18 protein-coding genes and 1 pseudogene (1 of these 19 cut by a window edge) are annotated in these 17,839 nt (G+C 56.9%); 9 read left to right on the plus strand and 10 right to left on the minus strand.

Annotation, left to right across the window (positions count from 1 at the left end):
• Both hpaE and ACWCOO_RS10010 read right to left on the minus strand, forming a co-directional pair.
• Positions 1-1,427, minus strand: the 5' portion of a protein-coding gene (gene hpaE / locus ACWCOO_RS10005; protein ID WP_446832044.1) for a 5-carboxymethyl-2-hydroxymuconate semialdehyde dehydrogenase. It extends 88 nt beyond the left edge of the window; only the first 1,427 of its 1,515 coding nucleotides appear in the window; it begins with the start codon at positions 1,425-1,427; the stop codon falls past the left edge of the window.
• The gene (locus tag ACWCOO_RS10010; protein WP_446830831.1) at positions 1,424-1,813 is read right to left on the minus strand and encodes a 5-carboxymethyl-2-hydroxymuconate Delta-isomerase; all 390 of its coding nucleotides are present in this window, start codon (positions 1,811-1,813) and stop codon (positions 1,424-1,426) included. The genes hpaE and ACWCOO_RS10010 overlap by 4 nt, the downstream gene beginning before the upstream one ends.
• A 79-nt stretch (positions 1,814-1,892) precedes the next feature.
• Here ACWCOO_RS10010 and hpaH point away from each other — a divergent pair, with 79 nt between their 5' ends.
• Both hpaH and ACWCOO_RS10020 read left to right on the plus strand, forming a co-directional pair.
• A complete protein-coding gene (hpaH, locus tag ACWCOO_RS10015) occupies positions 1,893-2,696 on the plus strand; it encodes a 2-oxo-hept-4-ene-1,7-dioate hydratase (RefSeq protein WP_446832045.1) in 804 nt (267 codons plus the stop codon).
• A gap of 67 nt (positions 2,697-2,763) precedes the next feature.
• Positions 2,764-3,624, plus strand: coding sequence for a fumarylacetoacetate hydrolase family protein (locus ACWCOO_RS10020; protein ID WP_446832046.1), 861 nt, complete (start codon positions 2,764-2,766; stop codon positions 3,622-3,624).
• Positions 3,625-3,675: 51 nt separating this feature from the next.
• On the opposite strand, the gene ACWCOO_RS10025 is transcribed toward ACWCOO_RS10020, so the two are convergent.
• The gene (locus ACWCOO_RS10025; protein ID WP_446830832.1) at positions 3,676-4,956 is read right to left on the minus strand and encodes a cytochrome P450; all 1,281 of its coding nucleotides are present in this window, start codon (positions 4,954-4,956) and stop codon (positions 3,676-3,678) included.
• A gap of 563 nt (positions 4,957-5,519) precedes the next feature.
• A complete protein-coding gene (locus ACWCOO_RS10030; protein WP_446830833.1) occupies positions 5,520-5,705 on the minus strand; it encodes a DUF1330 domain-containing protein in 186 nt (61 codons plus the stop codon).
• Between the two features lie 103 nt (positions 5,706-5,808).
• Between ACWCOO_RS10030 and istA the strand changes: the two genes are divergently transcribed.
• Positions 5,809-7,068 (plus strand): IS21 family transposase, encoded by a 1,260-nt coding sequence (gene istA / locus ACWCOO_RS10035; RefSeq protein ID WP_446830834.1) that lies wholly within the window; start codon positions 5,809-5,811, stop codon positions 7,066-7,068.
• Positions 7,065-7,910, plus strand: a complete 846-nt coding sequence (gene istB / locus ACWCOO_RS10040) for an IS21-like element helper ATPase IstB (RefSeq protein ID WP_446830835.1) — start codon at positions 7,065-7,067, stop codon at positions 7,908-7,910. Before istA ends, istB begins: the two co-directional genes overlap by 4 nt.
• 122 nt (positions 7,911-8,032) lie before the next feature.
• On the opposite strand, the pseudogene ACWCOO_RS10045 reads toward istB, so the two are convergent.
• The 4 genes and pseudogenes from ACWCOO_RS10045 to ACWCOO_RS10060 all read right to left on the minus strand — a co-directional run.
• Positions 8,033-8,122: pseudogene (locus tag ACWCOO_RS10045) on the minus strand (hypothetical protein); the annotation flags it as partial.
• A 35-nt stretch (positions 8,123-8,157) separates the two neighbouring features.
• Complete coding sequence (locus tag ACWCOO_RS10050; RefSeq protein ID WP_446830836.1) at positions 8,158-8,598, minus strand: type II toxin-antitoxin system VapC family toxin; 441 nt, start codon at positions 8,596-8,598, stop codon at positions 8,158-8,160.
• Positions 8,595-8,843 carry a type II toxin-antitoxin system VapB family antitoxin gene (locus ACWCOO_RS10055; protein ID WP_446830837.1) on the minus strand — a complete coding sequence of 83 codons (249 nt, stop codon included), beginning with the start codon at positions 8,841-8,843 and terminating at the stop codon, positions 8,595-8,597. The genes ACWCOO_RS10050 and ACWCOO_RS10055 overlap by 4 nt, the downstream gene beginning before the upstream one ends.
• A gap of 358 nt (positions 8,844-9,201) precedes the next feature.
• Positions 9,202-10,334, minus strand: a protein-coding gene (locus tag ACWCOO_RS10060; protein WP_446830838.1) for an IS3 family transposase whose coding sequence is annotated in 2 segments (ribosomal slippage) — positions 9,202-10,067 and positions 10,067-10,334 — 1,134 coding nt in all. Because the reading frame shifts where the segments join, the coding sequence is not laid out codon by codon here.
• A gap of 547 nt (positions 10,335-10,881) precedes the next feature.
• Between ACWCOO_RS10060 and ACWCOO_RS10065 the strand changes: the two genes are divergently transcribed.
• Positions 10,882-11,271 (plus strand): RrF2 family transcriptional regulator, encoded by a 390-nt coding sequence (locus ACWCOO_RS10065; protein WP_446830839.1) that lies wholly within the window; start codon positions 10,882-10,884, stop codon positions 11,269-11,271.
• Between the two features lie 43 nt (positions 11,272-11,314).
• Positions 11,315-12,133, plus strand: coding sequence for an SDR family NAD(P)-dependent oxidoreductase (locus tag ACWCOO_RS10070; protein WP_446830840.1), 819 nt, complete (start codon positions 11,315-11,317; stop codon positions 12,131-12,133).
• 40 nt (positions 12,134-12,173) lie between these two features.
• Here the strand turns inward: ACWCOO_RS10070 and ACWCOO_RS10075 are convergent, their stop codons facing one another.
• The gene (locus tag ACWCOO_RS10075; RefSeq protein WP_446830841.1) at positions 12,174-13,568 is read right to left on the minus strand and encodes an MFS transporter; all 1,395 of its coding nucleotides are present in this window, start codon (positions 13,566-13,568) and stop codon (positions 12,174-12,176) included.
• Positions 13,569-13,843: 275 nt separating this feature from the next.
• On the opposite strand from ACWCOO_RS10075, the gene ACWCOO_RS10080 reads away from it, so the two are divergent.
• The 3 genes from ACWCOO_RS10080 to ACWCOO_RS10090 all read left to right on the plus strand — a co-directional run bounded on the left by ACWCOO_RS10080 (position 13,844) and on the right by ACWCOO_RS10090 (position 17,145).
• Positions 13,844-14,950 carry an NAD(P)-dependent alcohol dehydrogenase gene (locus tag ACWCOO_RS10080; protein ID WP_446830842.1) on the plus strand — a complete coding sequence of 369 codons (1,107 nt, stop codon included), beginning with the start codon at positions 13,844-13,846 and terminating at the stop codon, positions 14,948-14,950.
• Positions 14,951-14,967: 17 nt separating this feature from the next.
• Complete coding sequence (locus ACWCOO_RS10085; protein ID WP_446830843.1) at positions 14,968-15,690, plus strand: SDR family oxidoreductase; 723 nt, start codon at positions 14,968-14,970, stop codon at positions 15,688-15,690.
• Positions 15,691-15,816: 126 nt separating this feature from the next.
• Positions 15,817-17,145, plus strand: coding sequence for an MFS transporter (locus tag ACWCOO_RS10090; protein ID WP_446830844.1), 1,329 nt, complete (start codon positions 15,817-15,819; stop codon positions 17,143-17,145).
• A 50-nt stretch (positions 17,146-17,195) separates the two neighbouring features.
• On the opposite strand, the gene ACWCOO_RS10095 is transcribed toward ACWCOO_RS10090, so the two are convergent.
• Positions 17,196-17,795 (minus strand): NAD(P)H-dependent oxidoreductase, encoded by a 600-nt coding sequence (locus tag ACWCOO_RS10095; RefSeq protein WP_446830845.1) that lies wholly within the window; start codon positions 17,793-17,795, stop codon positions 17,196-17,198.
• Between the last annotated feature and the right edge of the window lie 44 nt (positions 17,796-17,839).

Here is a 17,839-nt window from a genome sequence, read left to right on the forward strand (position 1 = left end):
CCGTCGCGTCCGATACCACTTGCCTTCATGCCGCCAAACGGCGATGGAAGGTGGCGATTGTTCTCGGAATTCACCCATATCATCCCAGCGTCAATTCGTTGCGCCATGCGGTGGCTGCGGCCTACATCACTGGTCCACACGTATCCGGCGAGACCGTAGTCGCTGTCGTTCGCAATCGCGATAGCTTCATCCTCATCCTTGAACGGTATCGCCGTGAGCACGGGCCCAAAGATCTCTCGCTGTGCAACCCGCATCCTGTTATTGGCGCCGACTATCAGCGTCGGTTGCACGAAATTGCCCGGACCTTCTACCGCTACGCCACCAACGGCGATGCTTGCGCCATCGGCAATGGCGTAACCAAAGAACTTGCAAACTTTATCTAGGTGACGCCGATGCACCAGCGGCCCAATCTCTGTCTCGGGATCGAGAGGGTGTCCCACCTTTATCTTTCCGATTCTATCGACGAGTCTGGTCAGGAACTCGTCCTGAATGTTCTCTTGTATGAGAAGGCGACTCGAAGACGTGCAACGCTCACCGTTCAGGCTGTAGATCATGAAAGCAACCGCATCGAGTGCGCGCCCGAGGTCCGCATCGTCAAACACGATTACAGGGTTCTTGCCGCCAAGCTCAAAATGGACCCGCTTCAAGGACTCTGCCCCCTGACGCATGATGTGCCTGCCGGTCTGCGATTCGCCGACAAAAGCCACTGCCTTGATTGCAGGATGCTCAGTCAGCGCCTTGCCCGCGGATTCGCCAAACCCCTGGACACAGTTCAGCACGCCGGCAGGAAGTCCTGCATCGTGCGCGATTTCCGCCAGCATCATCGCAGTGTATGGCGACCATTCAGCAGGCTTGTGCACGACAGTGCATCCAGCGGCAAGCGCCGGTGCGATCTTCCAGGTGGACAACATGAACGGTGTGTTCCAAGGCGTGATGACGCCGATTGGACCTAGCGGTTGCCTTATCGTGTAGTTGATATGCTGGTCAGCCGGCAAAGATTGACCATCGCGGGCATTGGGGGCCATATCGGCAAAGAACCGAAAATTCTCAGCGCCGCGAATTGCCGCCTTGCGCATAAACCTCAGGGGCTGTCCCGAATCGTAACTCTCGACGAGCGCGATCTCACGAGCATTGTCAGTGATGGCATCCGCGACCTTGTGCAGTAATTTCTTTCGCTGCTTGCCTGGCATGGCCTTCCAATCTTCGAAGGCATCCTGCGCAACATTGCATGCCGCGCCTATGTCGTCCGCATTGCCTGACGCCACGTTTCCGATCACTGAGTTGTCAATTGGTGTAATGCTCTGGAACGTCTCTCCGGAAGCGCCCGGTTCTTTCTTGCCATTGATGAAATGCGTAAGCGTTTCCGAGCGAAGCGGCACAAGTAGCTTCTCGATTGCTGCAAGGTTTTCCTTCAGTTGTGACACTATTGGCCCCTGCGGGCAAGAAAGTCGCGGATGTTGCTTTGATTCCAGCGATAGTCGATGTCGATCTCCTGAATCTCAAGTGACAGTGCGATTGGCCGAGTCTGCATGATCGGGGCAGCAAATTCGGCGAGTGTCTCCAGCAGGTGTTCACCGATCGCTTTTTTTGCCTGTGCTGGACGTGGTGCAATTCGAAGAGACACACCAATGAAGCCGTTGTCCGGGTGACTGTCGGCGATTCGGTACAACTCCCTTTTGACGGCCCGAGTTCGCATCCCGGCGATCGGCAATTCATCGGAAGCCAAAGCAGCCTGATGCATTACCTCAACCAGCGAGTCGATTTCCACAATTTTTTCGAGATTTGCCGAATACTCGATTATCTGATGGGGCATCCTACCAAGTTTCCAATTTGCTGCTTGAAATAAACATTTTAGTTGTACTGTAAACACCTCTGGCCTGCAGTGAACCATGATGCTCTCAAAATCCGATATTACGGAATGTGCGGACAACTTGTACCGGGCAGAAAGAGACCGGATCCAAATCCCCGCGTTGACAAGGCGTTTCCCGAAAATGGACATGGAAGATGCGTATGCCGTGCAACGGGCTTGGATACAACGCAAGCTAGCCGACGGGCGAAAAATAACCGGCTACAAGATCGGTTTGACTTCGCGGGCCATGCAGGTAGCAATGAAAATCAATTCCCCTGACTTCGGTGTTTTGCTGGATGACATGGTCATAAGGAACGGAGCGACCATTTCCGCTTCTGCCTTTACCGACCCGCGCGTTGAAACCGAATTTGCTTTCGTGCTCAAGGATCGACTGTCTGGCGACAAGGTAACGGTTGAGCAAGTACTTGCTGCAACTGACTACGTTGTGCCGGCGTTAGAGCTGATTGCCGCCCGCAGCTTTCGTGTTGACCCTGATACTGGTTATACGCGCAATGTCATGGACACGATTGCCGACAATGCGGCGAGCGCCGGCTACGTACTGGGTGACAGCAGGATTTGCCCACGCTCCATCGATCTGACTTGGGCCGGCGCAATGCTCTACCTAAATGGAGAAATCGAAGAAACCGGTTTGGCCGGTGGCGTAATGGGGCACCCTGCCCATGGCGTTCGTTGGGCTTGCCAACGTTTTGCCTCGCATTCCGTCGCATTTCTGCCGGGACACGTGATTCTGGCCGGGTCGTTTACGCGACCCATCGCGGTCAAGGCGGGCGACAGGGTGCGAGCCGACTTTGGCCCCCATGGCTCGGTTGCTGTCGGCTTCGCATGACTACCACGGCGCACAGGTGCGTTGGTGTCGGGCAATTGATGGAAGCCGGATGTTGAAGGAGCGCGGGATGCGATTCTTGAGTTTCGAAAAAGAGGGTCGGCACTCGTGGGGTATCGTCGATGGTGACGGCATTGTCGATCTCGGCGCGCATCACAGCGCATTGACCAGCTTGCGGCGCGCCATTGAGTCTCAGCAACTCCAGGAACTAGGCAGGGACGCCGCGCGGCTCGAACCCGACTACTGCCTGCGCGAGATCAACTTCTTGCCAACGATTCCAGATCCGCAAAAGATCATTTGCATTGGGGTCAACTACGCGCATCGCAATGCCGAATATAGGGACGGGAGTTCAACGCCAATATATCCGAGCGTATTCATGCGCAGCCGTGAATCCCTCGTTGGGCACAACCAGGATATTCTTGATCCTCCTGAATCCGATCAGCTCGACTACGAGGGCGAAATTGTTATCGTGGTCGGCAAGGAGGGGCGGCGTATCCCTGAAGACAAAGCACATGAACACGTCGCCGGACTCACGATAATGAATGAAGGATCTCTTCGTGACTTCTTGCGTCACGCGAAGTTCAACGTCACCCAAGGAAAAAACTTTGCCAAGTCCGGCTCGCTGGGACCATGGCTCGTAACACCGGACGAACTGGATCCGATGGGTCAGCTCCAGATTACTACCAGGGTCAATGGCGAAGAGCGTCAAAACGACACAACCGACAACCTGATGTTCTCGTTCAGGTACCTGATAAGCTACCTGTCAGTATTTTTTCATCTGAAGCCCGGCGACATCATCGCTACAGGGACGCCTAACGGCGCTGGTGCGCGTCTTGATCCTCCCAAGTATCTCCGACCCGGCGACGTGGTGACTGTAGAGGTGCCCGGGATCGGCTGCCTCAGCAACACAGTGGCCGCCGAGAAGACATGACGCCGTGATCGGAAAGACCGCCGCGGTAGCGCTTCTTGCCCGGCGATTCTCCTACCAGCTTAGCCAGAGCTCCTTCGGGCCGCGAAACGTAAAGTTCGGAAAGTAGTCAATTGTTTGATCTTCGACGAGGCGAAGCGACGGTACGCGCTCCACAAGCGTCTCCATCGTGATCCGTGCCTCCAGTTGCGCAAGCCGATTGCCAAGGCAGAAGTGGATGCCCCGGCCGAAGGAGATGTGCGCCCGAGCGTTCTTTCTGCGGATGTCAAAGGTCCCGGAATCGGGATAGAGGTTCTCGTCGTGGTTCGCGGACCCCAGGGAGAGGAAAATTTGCGTGCCTTCCGGGACCGCGTAGCCCGCAATCTCGGTGTCGCGGATCGCCACCCTGCGCCAACTGGTCTGCGGTGAGTTGAACCGCAATACCTCTTCAAGAGCGTTGGGTATCAGGGAAGGCTCGGCGCAGATCGCCTCCCAGTTCTCCCGCTTGGACAGCAGGCAGACGAGCGAGTTGCCGAGAAAGTTGCTGACGATCTCATGGCCTGCGAACGACAGTCCGTAAACTATCGATTCCACTTCCTTGTAAGTGAGGTCGTCAGGGTCCGCATCGTGGCCTGCCAGCAGTTCCGACGTGAAATCGTCGGCTGGTTCCCGATGGCGGTGCTTCACAAAGGACACGCAGTAGCGCCAGTAAGCGAGCATCTTCCTGGCGATATCGACCTGCTCCCCATCCGTCGTCTTGCCCCAGGTGAAGGCAAGCCGGTTAGTGGTCCATTCCTGAAGCTGCGGATCGTCCTTCCGGGGGAAACCGAGCAGGCGGAAGATAGTCTGCCCCGGCAAGGGATGCCCGATGGCGGACACGAATTCGCAGGGTGCGCCGGCCTTGAGCATCCCGTCGACAAGCGCCTCGCAACGCTCGCGGACATAAGGCGCCAGCGCCCGAATGCGACGGCCCGAAAACCCGGCTTGGGTGTACTTCCTGATCCGCGTGTGATCGGGGCGGGCGCGGTTTGACATCACGGCGATGGGGTCGTAGTCGGCGGCGGACAGGACTTTGGCCGCAGCGTCGCAGATGGGCAGCACCGGGTCCTGGACGTTTTCCGAGGAGAATACATCCGGATTCGAAAAAACGGCGGCGACATCCTTCATTCGCGTGACCACCAGGTACCCGAGCTCCTCGGAATAGAAAACCGGCGAGTCCTGGCGCCGCGGCCGCAGTTGCGAATAAGGGTCCGCGACGTATTCCGGCGCGAAGGGCGAGAACACGTGATCCACGGGGCATCCCTCGGGCTTGGGAGCGCGTTCGGTGCGGATCTTGTGATAGGCGGTTTCAGCCATCGAGAATGCCGACATAGCGGTTGCTGGATGAGTATAGTGCCGTGGAGTGCCCCGGGAATGGTGGACACCACGGAAGTATCCAGCAAACCGGGGGCACTCCACTCAAAATCTAGAGCCTCCGGTAAACCCGGTACGGTTCACTACTTCCAGCCCGAGTTGAACCCTCGGGTGATGGCTCGTTACCAACAGGGGACAGACAATGAGTGAGGCAAAAGCACACCAGCGTCATAGTGGCGCATCGATTCTGCGAATCTACATTCCAGACTATAAGAGGGAGCCACTAACGGTTGAGGAGGAAGCCGAGTTGGTTGCGCAGAAACTGGTGAGTGAATTCGGAAATGCGCTACGAACCGCGATAGAGGGAATAAGAGCGGACAAAGACACGGGTTCCGAAACGCGCCCGGATTGAGCGGGCTACGCCCTGCATCACCAATTGCGGTAGCTCTTGGCAGGGAACGCCGGGCAGAGTGAGCGTTAGCGTATTCGTGACCATCACGAATAGCCGTGAATAACGACGCAGTTAAGCGACCCGCTCCGCCACCGGCAAGCGCGGACGCGGTCGCTCAGGTGCCCTCGAACAGGCCCACGTCGTAGAGGCCGGTGTCGGCGCGCAGCGGCTTGAGCACCTCCTGGTACTCCTGGCTGTTCCAGAACGCCTTGGCGGCTTCCAGAGACGGCCAGCGGGATACGACGCAGGGGCGGCTGCTCCACATGTCGCCCTCTGTCACTGCCGAAGTAATACTCCCCATTTCTGCCGAAGTAAAAATCCACAGTTGCTGAGTATTCGGGTTGGGTTGCCTCGGCAACTCAACCCGCAGAGCATGGAGCGTTTTCAGCAACGAGGGCGACGCTTTGGTACGAAGTGGAGAGTTGTTCATGATTCATCAGTTGCGTGAAGAGGGTCTGTCGATCTCGGCGATTGCCCGGCGCGTGGGTATGGACCGCAAGACGGTTCGCAAGTATCTCCAGGTGGGTTTGCAGGCGCCCTCGTATGGGCCGCGGGCGCCGCGGGCGCAGTTGCTGGATCCGTATCGGTCGTATGTGCGCGAGCGCGTGACGGCGTATCCGGGTCTGCGCGCCACCCGCTTATTGCGGGAGATTCGGGCGTTGGGCTATCCGGGCGGCTATTCCCAACTGACCGCCTACGTCCGGACGATCCGCCCGCTGGCGCCGCCGGGTTTTGAGCATCGCTTCGAGACCGCGCCGGGCGAGCAGGCGCAAGTGGACTTTGCGCAGTTCAAGACGGTGTTTACCGATCAGCCGGATCAGGTTCGGGTGGTGTGGCTGTTTTCGCTGGTGCTGGGGTATAGCCGCTTTCTCACCGGCCGATTCGTGTTCGGCCAGAACCTGGCGAGTGTGTTGCGTTGCCACATGGAGGGCCTTAAGGCCCTCGGCGGCATGCCCAGGCGCATCCTGTATGACCGGATGAAGACGGTGGTGTTGGGCGAGACCGAGGATCGGCACGTGATCTACCATCCCAAGCTATTGGAGCTGGCCGCGCATTACGGGTTTGCGCCGCGCGCCTGCGCGGCCTACCGGGCCAAGACCAAGGGCAAGGTAGAGCGTCCGTTCCGATACATCCGCGAGGACTTCTTCCTGGCCCGGTCCTTTTGCAACATCGACGATCTCAACACCCAGTTCGCAGACTGGCTTGCGACGGTGGCCAACGCCCGCTGTCACGGCACGACCCGGCGCGTGGTCCAGGAGGCCTATGCCGAGGAATGCGAACTGCTGGGTTCGTTGCCTGGCATGCCGTTCAACGCCGTGTTGAGCCTACAGCGCCGGGTCAGCCACGATGGGATGGTGAGCGTGAACGGCAACCGCTACAGCGTGCCGGACCGCACCCGCCGGCGGGTGGTGAAGGTGCAGACCCTGGCGGACGAAGTACACATTTACGAGGACTCGCGGCTGTTGGCGGCGCATCCGGTGCTGGAAGGCCGCGGGCAAAGCCGGCTGGCGCCCGGCCACCGGCGCTGGCCGCCGCCGGGCGCGGGAGGCAAGCGAACCCGCGGCCTGGTCCTGCTGCCCCCGGCCGGCCAGACAGTCGCCCGGCGCGATCTGCGTGTCTATGACCGGGTCGGACAGACCCTGGCGGGTGGAGAAGCCCGATGAGGACGTTGCCCGAGACGCCTCTTGAGCGGATCCGCTCGCACCTGGTGGGCTTGAAGATGAGCCGGGCCCTGGAAGTCCTGGATGCCTGCATGCGCCGCGTCGAGGACGGCCAACTCTCAGCGATTGAACTGCTCGACGAGCTACTCAGCGAAGAGCACGCCACGCGCGAGACACGGCGCATCAAGTCGTCGCTGATGACCGCCAGGCTGACCCGGATCAAGACGCTCGAAGGCTTCGACTTCAGCTTCCAGCCGTCGCTGGAGAAAAACCGCATCCTGGCCCTGGCCGAACTCGGCTTTATCGAACGCGGCGAAGTGGTGCATCTGCTCGGTCCCCCGGGAACCGGCAAGAGCCACCTGGCGGTCGCCTTGGGAGTCGAGGCGGTCAAGGCCGGCAACAGCGTCTACTTCGCCACCCTGGCCGAGATTATCGACACCCTGGCCCAAGCCGAGCGCGAAGGCAAACTCAAACAGCGCATCGCCTACATCGCCCGCCCCGCCCTGTTGATCATCGACGAGGTCGGCTACCTGCCAGTGCAAAAGGGCGGCGCCAACCTGTTCTTCCAACTCATCAACGCCCGCTACGAACGCGGCGCCGTCATCCTCACCTCCAACCGGGGCTTTAGCGAATGGGGCGAAGTGTTCGGCGACAACGTGGTCGCCGCCGCACTGCTCGACCGCCTCTTGCATCATGCCATCGTGATCGAAATCGCCGGCAACAGCTACCGGCTAAGAGAACACGCCAAGCTGGTTCCGGAAAACTTGCGGCTGCCGCCCATCACCGCGCCCGTCAAGCCAAAGAAACGCCGCGGACGCCCGCCCCTACGCAAAAGCTCAGAATGATCCGACATATCCAAAAAAGTGGGGATTTTTACTTCGGCACAATTGGGGAAATTTACTTCGGCATTGACACCCTCCAGTACCGTTTCCGCCGGCCCACGCACGATGTACTCACCGCCGCAGCGGGTGGTCAGCTCGCCGGCGCGCTTCGAATACTCGATAAAACCCTCGGTGCGCTTGTCCACGCGCGCCGCAACAATGATGTAAGCCGTCATGTATTCCTCCTAGCCGCAGAAAGCGGCGCAACAGTCTAATTCGCCGCAAATGGGTCCCGGGTTCGCAACTCGGGAAACAGCGAAAAGTCCCGGTCCCGGGTAAGCAGGGCTTCCACACCGTGCGCTACGCAGATGGCCGCGATACGGGCATCATGAATCACCCCGCCGACAACGTGCGGACGATCCGCAAAGCGTTGCAAGACAACCTCGAAATTTTCGGTTTCACCAATCATTCGGTTCGACGGCGAGCCAATCCATGCCTGGAACTGACGCCAGGCCCTATGCGGAGGCGTGGCGCGATCTCTCCAGATTCGGCGGTTGGTTGCCACGCTCAGGAACTCGTAGCAGCAGGGCCACGGAATCGCCCAAGGACGGTCGCCCTGGGCAAGATCAGCCATCAGTGCGTGCGCGGCAGCGCCCACCGTTGCTTCCCGGCGATGGGCGTAAACGAGCACGTTGGTGTCGACGGCAATCAACGTGTGCCGGGATCACCGTAGATCAGTTCGCGGAGTTCGGGCCAGGAATAACGTTCCAATGGATCGGACGCTAGCGGATCGCCCTCGCGCAGGTCGGGCATCGAATAGGGGCGCCGCGGTCGCGGTGCGCCAAGCACCAACCGCAGTCCATCCTCGACCAGCGCGCGCAAGGAACGGCCCTGAACCCTGGCCCGGCGCTTGGCCCGCGCGAGAAGTTCGTCGTGAATATCGAGGGTTGTTTTCATGTGCCCATACTAACCATACCTGAGGAGATGGGCAAACAAACGTCCCGGAACAGGCGACAAGCTTGAGTGTGGGAACCCGAGAGGTGGTCCCCAATGCTTGGACAGGCAGGCAGCCAAATTAAGGTGGAATCTGCCGTTCATCGAATGCTGCCAAGTTGAGCAGTATACGTTTTCTCTTTCGTCAAAAAGAGCCTGTTGTTGACGCTGTGGACTTTGTGGGCGAGAGGCGCGCGAGTGGGGGCAGGCGGTGGGTAACGCGGTAGCGTTATCCACGGGCTGTCCCCACGGCCCGCAGGGCGCGAGCCGCTCCGAAGGACTCGTCCACAAAATCCACAGCGCCGGACTTGCCATCGACTTCCTACGCCGCCAGGCCCAGGTGTTCGACGCCGGCGTACGCTTCCGCCGGTGTCAGGCCGCCGAACGCCGAGTGCGGGCGTTCGCGGTTGTAATACCGCAACCACGCGCCGATTCCCTCACGGGCCTCGCCGAAATCAGCAAACGCCTGCAGATATACGCACTCATACTTCAGCGAGCGCCACAGCCGTTCGATAAACACGTTGTCGCTCCACTGGCCCTTGCCGTCCATGGAGATGCGGATGCCGTAGGCACGCAACTGGCCCGTCCACGCGCTGGAAGTGAACTGGCTGCCCTGGTCGGTGTTGAACACCTCGGGCGGGCCGTTACGGGCAAGGGCCTCGGCCAGCGCATCCACGCAAAACGCCGTGTCCTGCGTCGTGGACAGCCCCCAGGACAGCACCTTGCGCGAATACCAGTCCATGATGGCCACCAGATACAAAAACCCATGCGCCATCGGCACATACGTCAGATCGGCACACCACACCTGGTTGGGCCGGCGCACCGCCAGATCGCGCAACAGATACGGATATACCCGATGCTCTGGAGCACGGCGCGAGGTGTTCGGCCGCGGCGCCAGCGAGCGAAGCCCCATGACCCGCATCAGCCGGCGCACCCGCTTGCGCCCCACGCCGTCGCCCATGCGGCGCAGTGCACGGGTCATCTGCCGGGAGCCATACCACGGACAGCTCAAATACAACGCGTCCATCCGCCGCATCAAGCGCAGGTTCTCCGCACGCTCGCCTAACGGACGGTAGTAATAGCTTGAGCGGGAAATGCCCACCAAAGCGCACTGGCGCACCAGGCTCAGCCCCGTGTCTTTTGGATCCATCAATCCACGCCTCCGATCCACGCTCAGCGATCGAAGGCCTTGGCTAAAAAATCCCGCTCCACCACCAACTCCCCAATCTTCGCCTGAAGCCGCGTGATCTCCTCCTCGTGACCTCGACCGGCAGCGCGTACACCACGCGTGAACGTGCTCTTCAGCCCTTCCAGCGCCGTGCGCTTCCAGTTGCAAATCACGTTCGGATGCACTTGGTAGCGGGCCGCCAGCTCGGCCAGCGTGCCGTCACCGCGGATCGCCGCCAGCGCGACACGGGCCTTGAAATCCGGTGAAAAATTGCGGCGCTTCGCCATCCTCGTATGATCCTCTCATCAGCGCACATTCCACCTTACAACCCTGTCCAAAATTTGGGGACCACTTCTCCGAGAACCGGTCCATCAAGGACCGAGGGTTTTGCTCTTAAAGGAGGTGATCCAGCCGCACGTTCCCGTACGGCTACCTTGTTACGACTTCACCCCACTCGCGGACCTCTCGACCACAACCCCACAGGACCCGCCACCAGAAACTTTGGATCAGGAAGAAAAACCCGCCGCAGAACCCTTGAACACCCGGCGCCCAAACCTCAAGATAGAAACCCTGGCAGCAACCATCCCAGCCACGACTACCGCTCCGATCCAACCCACCGCTTCAGGCTCATTTCCGTATTGGATTACGCTGCCGGTAGTATCCGGGCGAATTGAAGAACACAGCCAGCCAAATGCTGCCTTGTCCAAGATGTAACGAGGGCACAACTAATGGCCTGCTCGGCTTCGTCTTGACGAGCTGGCGAATTGTGTGTTTCTATGCCCCCGTCACTGTTGCTGCACGAACTTCTCTGAAACACGTGCAATACTTCCTGCCATGCCGAAGTCGATAAAACTAGCGAAGGCCATTGAGATTTGTGTCTATATGGCTAGGCACCATCCCGAATCCGTTACAACAAAAGAAATTGCAAAGTCCCTGAATGATCACCCCGCGAGAATAAGGCAGTTGGTTTCGGAAATGGTGAAGAACAAGATTCTCCGCACAACTCGCGGGCCAGGAGGGGGCTCAAATCTGGCGATGGAGCCTGCCGAAATTACTCTTGCTGACATATTCAGGGCTGTTGAGGACCAGTCGGTGCTGGCACTGTCCGTGCCATGGAGTTCCAGTGATCAAGCGCTGGAGCTCAAACTTGGATCGTTGTTTTCCACATTCGAAAACAAGCTAATGAAGGATCTGGACAGTTACTCATTGACCTACTTCCAATGATCGATCTTGGGCATCCGCAGAATAGTTGAACTGGAGCCGTACTATGGGAACATTTTCTGACTCAACGGTATTGGTGACCGGGGCAGCCAGTGGAATTGGTGCAGCGGTATCTGAAGCATTCCTGGAATCCGGAGCCGCGGTAATTCTCGCCGATGTGGACGGTGCAAGGGGGAAAGCGACCACCAAGGGATTCCGTCAGAGAAACTTGAATGCACGCTACATGAATCTGGACGTATCTCGCGAATCGGACTGGGTACAGGTCATGGAGTCAATTGCGTCAGAAGAAGGCGATCTGGATATCCTGATCAATAACGCCGCGGTCACCATGGGCGGCGCACTTGAAACAATAGATGTTGACAGTTGGGAATTTATCTTGGGGGTCAACCTCACTGGTGTATTTCTGGGCATCAAGCACGGGATTATGACAATGAAGGATCGAGGTGGTGTAATAATCAATGTCGGCTCTGCGACGGCCCATCAGTCCTTTACCTACGTTGGGCCCGCCGCTGCTACCAAAGCAGCGATCGGTTCGCTTACGAGAACTGCCGCTCTTGAGTGCAGCCGCCATGGCTACAGTATTCGAGTAAACCTCGTCGCGGTCGGAGCGGCAAATACTGGAATCTGGTCGCAGCAAGGCTGGTCCTCCGATGCAAGTTATCAAGACCACGAATTGAAAGCTCGAGGAGAAGTTCAGTCACATATCCCAATGGATCGATTTGCAGACCCAGAGGAGATTGCAAAGAGCGTCCTGTTTCTCGCAAGTCCAGATGCGTCTTACATTCATGGCTCTGAGTTAATGGTCGATGGAGGACTGTCTGCGGGACACCTGCCCAAGACGTTCAAAGCCAGCGCCACCGGATAGATTCGTTCCTATGGGAAATGGCACATTTGGTAACGCATGACTACACTCCAGGTGACGTTTTTGGCTTCGTGAGCTTTAGCGAATGGGCGATATAGGCAGTGACCAAGCTGCAGACGCAAGAGATCAGTACGATCGAGCCGACCACTGCCTGCATTTCATTTTCTGTTGCCATATTCATGGCTGTGTCACCAATCAGTAGTGCCATCGCCAGCATGGTTGCAAGGGCGCCGAGCAACGTGCCCACTGTCCTGAACACATTAAGCAATGCTGATCCTACTCCAAGGCGCTCTGAACTGACCGATGCCATCGCCTGCGCGTAATTGGGCGCCAGGAAAATACCAAATCCAAGGCCATAGAAAAGCGACCCCACGATAGCAAAGAACAGTGGGTAATCGAACATTACCCCGAGTAACAACAAAAGGCCGAGCGACATCGTAATGCTTCCGGCGAATGTAACTTGCCCGCGAGGGAGCGCATTCGACAACCTGCCCGAGAGGGGTGAAGCAACTGCAACAATGACCGCAGGGACAACCAGTATCAGCCCGGCGAATGTCGGACTAAGTCCAAGCGAGTACTGAAAATACAGACTAAGCAAGAATGGCTGGGCAGTTGCAGCCATATACATGAGAACGGCGGACAAGAGCGATTTGCCGAGAACAGAATTCTCCAGCAAGTGTCGTATCTTGATCAGCGGATGCTTCTTGCGTAGCTGATCCCGACAGAAGATTGACATAAGAATCAAACCAATCACCAGCAGCGCATACGCATTTGGGTTGGGCAGAACTGAAATACTGAAGAACAGGCAGAAGATCGAAGCCGAAAATCCAACAAAACCGCTCCAATCGAACGGCTCAACGAGATCACTCTTCCAGTCTCCCCTTACAAACCAAATGCCTACTGTTACGGCAAACAGGGATAGCGGAACAAATGAAAGGAATACGAATCTCCAGCTATGATTTTCGGTAAGCCAACCACCAAGTAGCGGGCCTGCGCTTAACCCAACGTACCCAACGGCAATAACAATGCCAATGGCCAAACCTTGCGTATCCTTGCTGGATACGGAAGAAACTATCCCAATCCCGGTGGAAAAAATCATCGCGCTTGCGATACCCTGCACTGCTCTTAGAGAAATCAATACTTCGAACGACGGGGCAAAGCTAGCCATCAGCGAAGCTATTCCGAAAAAGAGCGTCCTCAGTACAAAGACTCTTTTTCTGCCGAACCGGTCTGACATACGGCCGAACGGCATCATGAAAATCGTGTTTGTAAGCATGAAGACAGCAGGAAGGAGACCTACTTCGGTAGCTGTTGCCTTGAGCTCATTGGCAATTTCCGGAACGGCCGGATTCAGCGCGGACAGTGTCAGGGACGAGCACAAGATGCCTGTGCTGACAAGGCACAAGACGAACCACGTGTTCTTTGTGAAGCCATCCAATTCGGCAGGTCCCCCGACTCAGATGATCGACGCAGGACTAACTCGGGCCGATCGCAATATTGGGCGCTGCTCTGGCGCCAAAACACACTAACTTAAGACTGATGAAAGCCAAGTTATAACTTAGGCCGTCACAAAAGGATTCAGCGGATTGCGATGGAAAAACAAAGGCCGTCAGACGCATATGCAAAACTGCTTATGACCCGATCCGGGTCGCTTCGCATTTCCGAACTCAATTGCTAATGTTAGTATAACAAGTCCACAAGGGAGGCACGATAATGAAGGTGGATGTCGCAATAGCCACTGGGGCGGGGCAGCCGTTTCAGCTCACGAGTGCGGAGCTTGATGACAAACTTCTACCGCAGGAAGTGCTCGTGAGGTTAGTTGCGAGTGGCATTTGCCATACGGATTTGTCCGTGCGGGACGGTTATCTGCCATTCCCGCTGCCCGGAGTTCTCGGCCACGAAGGTTCCGGCATCATTGAGGCAGTTGGAGTCGGCGCTGACAAAGTCAGTGTGGGCGACCACGTCGTACTGACCTATCCGCACTGTGGCGTTTGCCATAACTGTTTGATTGGCCGACCGACTTACTGTCCCAAGACGCAAGAGTGGATTTTTTCCGGTACCGGAAAGCGCACCAAGTCGTATCTATCGCTTGAATCAGGCGAATCGGTGTCCTCGGCCTTCATGGGGCAATCGTCGTTTTCGACACACGTAGTAGCCACTCAAGACTCTGTTGTGAAGGTGCGTGCCGACGTGCCCCTCGAGTACCTCGGGCCTTTGGGCTGTGGGTTTCAGACGGGTGCCGGTGCTGTGCTTCGCTCTCTGCAGGTCCCGATGGGCTCGTCCTTCGCGTCCTTCGGTTCCGGGGCAGTTGGCCTTGCCGCGATTATGGCTGCCAAGTTGTCGGGTGCCCGCACAATCATCGCCGTAGATATCGTGGAAGATCGCCTTGAACTCGCAAAGGAGCTCGGCGCCACTGATGTAGTCGATGCGTCTAGAGTGGACCCTGTCGAGGAAATCAGAAGAATGACCGGTGGAGTGGGAGTTCACTATTCGCTTTGGGCGACCGGAATACCGTCAGTGCTTTCGCAGGCGTTTGAATGCCTTTCGCAAACCGGGACTTGTGGTGTGGTCGGCGTGTCACCGCCAGGTTCGAGTATCGATATCGACATTTATGACTTATTCAAAGGTAAGACGATTCGCGGCATTCTGGCCGGAGACTCGATTCCTGATGTCCTGATCCCAGAGCTTGTTCAACTCTACGTTGAAGGAAGGTATCCCCTCGACAAAATGGTGAAGTTCTACGACTTCTCCGACATTAATCAGGCTATCGATGACCTCGAAAGCGGGAAAACCGTAAAGCCGATAGTCAAACTGAACTAATTGATGAGGAATTCGCTATGGATTTGAAAGGAAAGAAAGTCGCCATTGTCGGTGGCTCGCGCGGAATTGGACTGGGTGTCGCGCTGGCCGCGAGCAAGCAAGGCGCAAAGGTAACCATTGTCAGCCGCAATCCTCAGCAAACCGCAGAATCGCATGGCTTTGAGTTCCTCAGCACAGACGCGACTGACGAGACAACTCTACGCAAGACTTTTCAGGCATTGGGACAGACGGATCATCTGGTTTGCACGCAACATAATGCGAGCCCGGACTTGCTGCCTTTTGCGATGACTTCGCTTGATAAGCTGGACTTGGAGAAGTCCAAGCAGTTCATGTTGTCCAAGTACTGGTCGCAATTCATGTGTATGCAAATTGGGGCGTCGAATGTTGCAGAGAATGGTTCGATCACACTCACTTCCGGAGTCGCCGGCAAGCGATACCTGGATAACCACGCAGTAATCGGACCCAACAACTGCGCAATTGATGGCCTGGCACTCTACGGTGCACGTGAGCTGGCGCCAAAGCGCGTAAACGTGGTGAGCCCTGGGCTAGTGCGCACACCGCTATACGATGATATTGCCGAAGGGCTTTGGGATCACCTGAGCCACGAATTTGAGAAGCTCAACCCAGTTGGGTGGGTTGCTGAAATTGAGCACACCGCTGCGGCCTATATCTACGCGATGACGACCGACTATCTGACAGGCACGGTGCTGCCTATTGACGGTGGCTTCCTGGTTTCCTGATCCCCTCTGATTGAACATCCTCGGACTCCTGCAACGCCCATTACCCTCGGTTCCGGAGAGCCTCATGCCGGCGCTGCAATTGCCGTTGGATCTAATGATGTGATGTGAACAGCGAAAGGACCAATCATGACAACTGCCAACACCGCTACCAATCAAACGCTTGTCGCTGAAGTCATCGACAAGGGGCAGGTCAGCGCGCAGCAGATTCTGGTTATTGTCCTTTGCCTCTTCTTCAACATGCTCGACGGCTTCGATATCACCGCCATGGCGGTGGTTGCCAGCTCCGTCGCCACCGAACTAGTGCTATCCCCGGACCAATTGGGCTGGATATTCAGTTTCGCCTTGGCCGGCATGATGATAGGTGCAATGTTCCTTGGCCCCGTTTCGGACCAGATTGGTCGCCGAAAACTCGTGATTATCTCAATCGTGCTGGTTGGTGTATCGGTACTGCTTACCTCACAAGCTTCAAGCCTGACCGAGTTTATCGTCCTGCGGTTTGTCGCTGGGGTAGGTGCGGGCGCGATGCTGACCTGTCAGGCGGCGCTTGCAGCCGAATACAGCCCGGAAAAATACCGCGCTCTTTCGGTCTTGTTGGTCGGCTCCGGCTATTCGTTGGGCGCAATGATGACTTCAGTGGTGGCGAACTATGTCATGCCGGAGTTCGGCTGGCGAGGCATGTTCTTGTTCGGCGGGGGCCTCACGGTTGCCATGGTAGTAGTGGCCTTTGCACTTATTCCCGAGTCATTGAGCTATCTGTTCGAGAGGCGACCGAATCACGCCCTTGAACGGGTCAACAAAATTCTGAGGAAACTCAAGAAACCTGAGGTCGATGCTCTGCCGGAGTTAGCCGTGGCTCCTTCGTCTGGCGGCGTATTGACGAACGTCAAGAAATTGCTGGAAACGGACCACAAGAAATTGACGCTGACATTGTGGACTGCATTTTTATTGAGCTTCAGCACACTTTACTTTCTGATGAGTTGGATTCCCAAGCTGATGGAGGACTCCGGCTTTGGTGCGGCGACCGGGCGCCAAGCGTTCTTTCTATTCAACCTTGGCGGCATTATTGGCACGTATTTGGCGGGCATTCTGTCCACTCGCCTAAAGCTCACTAATTTGGTGATGGTGATGCTTGTTGCATCGGCGGTAGGGATGATCGTTTTCGCTTATGCTCCGGCGCACCGGAATTTGCTGCTCGGACTTATCATGGCCATCGGCATCATGGCACAGGGCGGCTTCATTGGCTTGTCCGGTGCAGCCGCCAAAGCCTATCCGACCAAAATCCGCAGCACCGGCATCGGCTGGTGTCTCGGTCTCGGCCGCTCCGGCGCCGTGGCCGGGCCTGCGGTTGCCGGCTATCTGATCGCTGCAGGTTTCGACATGTCGGCAAACTTTGTTTTCTTTGCCGTGCCAATGGCAATTTCCGGCTTCATCGCTTACCGATTGCACATCCGATAACACGTCGCGGGCTTCCCCTGCCCGCGTTGGAACACAAACCGAATTCGGTATCAGGCTTGGCTGAAGTAGGCATTTGCCTTCTGTCGAAGTTCCTCCAGATACGCATTAGCCATGTCCGGCGTTGTTCGGGAGCCGACAGGTCCGAAGTGAATGTGATCGATAACGGAAATATTGCAGAATTCAAGCGTATATTTGTCTTGAGAAAGAGTTATTGCCTCCATCTTTCTGCTCGCGACAAATTCGCTCTTGGTAGAGCCGGATGTGGATATGAGCAGTCCGCGCTTGTCCTCCAGGAGACCGGCTGTGTGATTCTTGCCGAGTCCATGACCATACGCAAACCCATCAACCAATACACGATCTACATACCCCTTCAGTATTGCCGGAAAGGAAATCCACCAAATTGGATAGATGAACGTGATGACATCGCTCCAAAGAATATGCTCCTGCTCGGTCCTGACGTCCTCCTTGTAATTCGACGTCCCGCCCGCAGCCAAGTCTTCGGGAGAAGCCACGGGATCGAACTTTTGCCGATACAAGTCTCTCACGCGGACTTCATGTCCAAGTGACTCAACAGTCATCACGAACTCGTCCTTGATTTGCGTGTTGAAACTGTTTTCTCGTGGATGAGCGAACACCACCAAGACTTTCATAGTACTTTTCTCCACCACGGCAAACTTGACTGGCAGATATCCTT

It is taken from the genome of Candidatus Foliamicus sp., from assembly GCF_965221325.1.
GTDB lineage: Bacteria > Pseudomonadota > Gammaproteobacteria > Steroidobacterales > Foliamicaceae > Foliamicus.